Annotated in this window: 1 protein-coding gene and 2 pseudogenes; all 3 read right to left on the bottom strand. The window is 56.2% G+C overall.

The features are described from left to right. A pseudogene (locus AC0L2Z_RS34975) lies at positions 1 to 408 on the bottom strand (hypothetical protein); the annotation flags it as partial. 36 nt (positions 409 to 444) lie between these two features. Continuing rightward, positions 445 to 717, bottom strand: a pseudogene (locus AC0L2Z_RS34970) (integrase core domain-containing protein); the annotation flags it as partial. Between the two features lie 108 nt (positions 718 to 825). Further along, positions 826 to 2,577, bottom strand: coding sequence for a CocE/NonD family hydrolase (locus tag AC0L2Z_RS34965; RefSeq protein WP_473630589.1), 1,752 nt, complete (start codon positions 2,575 to 2,577; stop codon positions 826 to 828). Positions 2,578 to 3,680 lie beyond the last annotated feature (1,103 nt).

The following is a 3,680-nucleotide window of genomic DNA, read 5'->3' as shown; positions in this document are numbered from 1 at the left end:
TTTCAGCTCGACGAATCGCATCTCCGGCCGCTGGGCCGCAATCACAATCGCCTCGGCATCGGCGGCATCGTTCTTCTGGCGCTTTACGAACGGCTTCACATATTGCGGCGCGATCAGTTTCACCTCATGGCCCGGCCTGGTCATCTCCCGAGCCCAGTAATGGGCGCTGCCGCAGGCTTCCATCACAACCACTGCCGACGGATGCTCCGTCATGAACTTCTGAAACTGGAGGCGTGACAGCTTCTTTCGAAACTTCACATGGCCGTTCATCGACGCGCCGTGGAGCACGATTACATCTTTGCTAAATCCACCCCAATCATCGTATTCTTCATATTGCCGTCCTCTCCGCTTGGTGAAACACCAATTTGGACACGGCGATGCCGTCTGGGAGGGCGGCAACCATCCCATCTCAGCGGTTGTCCTTGTTGTGAACGACGCGACTGATGGCAGCTTAGAGCTTAGGCTGCCATCGGCCTGTGCCAATTGTGAATGTGGGTCCAGACCGGAAGTCTTGAGCCCGCCGATCTGAGGCACGGGCGTAAGCCCATTCCCTCAGCGCGGTCTGGATGAAGCGCTCGGCCTTTCCGTTGGTCTTTGGGGGTATGGTCTGGTGCGGATGTGGAGGCCGAGTTCACGGCAGGCATCGCGGAAGCCGAAGGCTGTGTAGCAAGGGCCGTTGTCGGTCATAACGCGCAAAACGGTGACGCCGAACCCGGCTGAAGTGGCCGGCGAGACGCCAACGGCAACCGCGATGCGCTTGCCGGTCAGGCGCTGACGAAGGGAAGCGATACTCAAGTGCGAGGTCCGCGTCTGATGGGTCGTCGGTTAACAAATCGGCAGTCCGCCGGGCACAAACTCAGTTCCTTTTCGACACGGCTGAGCTCGCTGCGTGCCCCATTCAGGTGCGGGCGCGTGCGCTTGCGCCTCCGGAATAATCGGAAGGAGGATTTTCGAAGGATATGTCTCCGAGTGATAGACCCTGTTAATGGATACAGCGCCGGTCGGAATGCTGCCGATGTCGGGCTTGGAGATAGGATTGGGAGCGCCGATGGTCAGCTCAAGGCTATGCCCTTGTCGGACCACGTGAGCGATCGGTGACAAAAGCGACATTCGTATCTCATAGATCTCACCCGGCACGAGCTTATCGCTTTTGCGAAATAAATGAACAACTTCGTCAGAATAGGTGCGCTTTTCGTCGATTGCGCGAAGCGAAGCGCGCAGCAGGCCTGATTGGAGGAACAGTACGTCGCCGTCAAGATTGATGTCCTTCAACGTTAACTCCAGGTCTGCGTCATCTCCATTGTCGATACTGAGATATAGCGTTACTTCCGGGTTTCCAAGCAACACGATATCTAAAGTCGCTGCCGCCGTTCGGTAATTCAACACCCCTCCCTTTGACGGCTGGATGGCGAATTGCTGATTGCATCCGTAGAGTTCTGCTCCGGACGGGTAGAGGTAGGCTCGGGAGCCCTCGCTCGGGCTAGCACCGGGTCTGTCAGGCGAGATCCTGGCTTCGGCCGTGAGATAGTATGGGCGGCGCTCGACTGCCGGTTCTGGCCAAGTCTTGTGTCTTGTAACCCAACCCGCAACCGACTTCTTGGGATCTCCATCGGGCTCCCAGACTTCCCAATAGACGGTCACCGGCAATTCGTGTTCTAGTCCATTCTCAACGCCCTTCACCCAGCGGTCCAGGAATTTCATCCGCTCAGCGTCGACAAGGCCATAACACTTTGGCCCGGGAGCACCAATCCCATGATCCCCATTCATCAGCACAAGTTTCTTGTGCTCCACGTTCGGCATCAACTGAGTGAATAGGCGAGCACTTTCCCTGACCGCCCCGCCGCAGGTGTCCTGCCATGAGGCAATAAGCATAGTTGGCACAGCGGCTTTGCCGGCGACCTCATCGCGGGCCAAATAGATTGAATCCCACCACTCGTCCTTTAGTGGGTGTCTTCGAACTTCGTTGAAGAATGAACGTTTAACGAGTTGTCTGTCGCCTCCGCGAATTACGACGCACTCAGTATCGCCCGCGCTAATTCGGCCCTCCACTCCCTCAGTCTGAGAAACGAACTCACTGTCAAGAGACCATCGTAATGTTGAGAGCTGCAGCATTCCGCCTAGGGAATAACAATCCTCGTAGGCGTCTTCGACGCCGCTCGCTACGATGGCCCTTAAATGAGGAGGTTGTTCTGCCGCGACCCAGAATTGGACGGTGCCGGCGGATGAATTGCCGATCATCCCAACATTGCCGTCGCTCCACGGCTGTTCGGCAATCCATTCCACCACTTCGGCTCCATAAATTCCTTCCTTCTGGTCAAACCAATAGTCGATAATACCTTCAGAACAACCCGTCGCGGGAAAATTGGCGCCGACGAAAGCGTAGCCGGCTTCGAGAAATGGCTTCGCCACCTCGAAAGGTGCGAAACTCGCTGTGTATGGGGAATACAAGAAGACGCTCGGATAACGGCCAGATTTCGGGTGATATGAAATGTAGGCAATGCGCGTTCCGTCCTTCATCGACACGTAGCCAATGTCACGCGCCACCTCAGCTTCAGTAAGATGGGTATTATGTATCATCTACGGGTCTCCATCGAGTTCCAATTCTCATTTCTTCGCCGCGCCCTGAAGAGTGTGTACAGCCGGACACGCCGTGTCAGCTTCGTAAATCGCCAACATGCATGAGGGTCGTAACCTTGACGGTCGTGGGGGCCATCGATCCTCAGATGCGCGCACCGCGGTGCGCCCGATCGGGGTCGACTAGGGCAAACGCGTTCAGGATCGGTTTACTCGATCGATGAACGCCAAGACAGCTTCGAGAGTCTCTACCGGGGAAAACTCCCGTGTCTTAAAGCCTTGGAGGAGGTCGGGGGCTGAATAGTTCGCGAGGGTCACATCATTCATAGGGGGAACTCCTTCGATTTGGGCGCCCTGCAGCCATGGCTCGCGGGCGGCGTTGTATTACGGAATGGGCGAGCCCTTTACAAACGTAGCAGCGTCAAATGACCGTTTGCGCGAATTAACCCTACAGGCGCGCAGGAAGGGGGCGATTTCTTTCTAACCGCGCTTAAAAGCGGCGGCGACGGCTGTCGGCAAAAAAGCGCCCCGTTGTCGATCACGGACGAGATGGCGCACTTCCTATGTTCGGCGACAACGTCGAACCGGGTTGCTGATGCTGCGCGCTTCGGAAACTGAAGCTAACCCTTCCAGCGCGCAGGCGTCGTTGTCGCAGGTTACTCATCTTTATTGGATTGGATGGCACGGGGACGCGGTGGGTCCTGAGACGACGGTCGATCAGGCTGTCATGCGCGGGTTGATGGCCGCACTTCCGCGTGGGCACTGGTAACTTCATCCATTACTCTTTTGGTCACGAGAGTAGCGTCCCCACCACATTGATCAGAGCGAGGAATGCCCCCTTTCGATGCGCAAATTCGCCGATCTTATGCGTGATTGGTGGAAAGACGCCTATCTTCTGCGTTTGTAGGTGTAAATTCGCGCAAACCGCTCATTTGACGCTGCTAGATTCATGACACGGGACTTAGTTGTCCAATCCCACAACATAAACGCCGCTTACGCAGGCTGCCGATCCGAAGAGTTCGCCCAATGAGCAAGGAGATTGCCGCTATGAACAAGAAATTCTCGCCTTCGAACGATGCGAGCATCGCGATTTTTGAGCGCCTCGA

The sequence above is a fragment of the Mesorhizobium sp. WSM4850 genome, assembly GCF_055811735.1.
The sequence above is the reverse complement of the archived record's forward strand: the minus strand, read 5'-3'. Positions and strand labels throughout refer to the sequence as shown.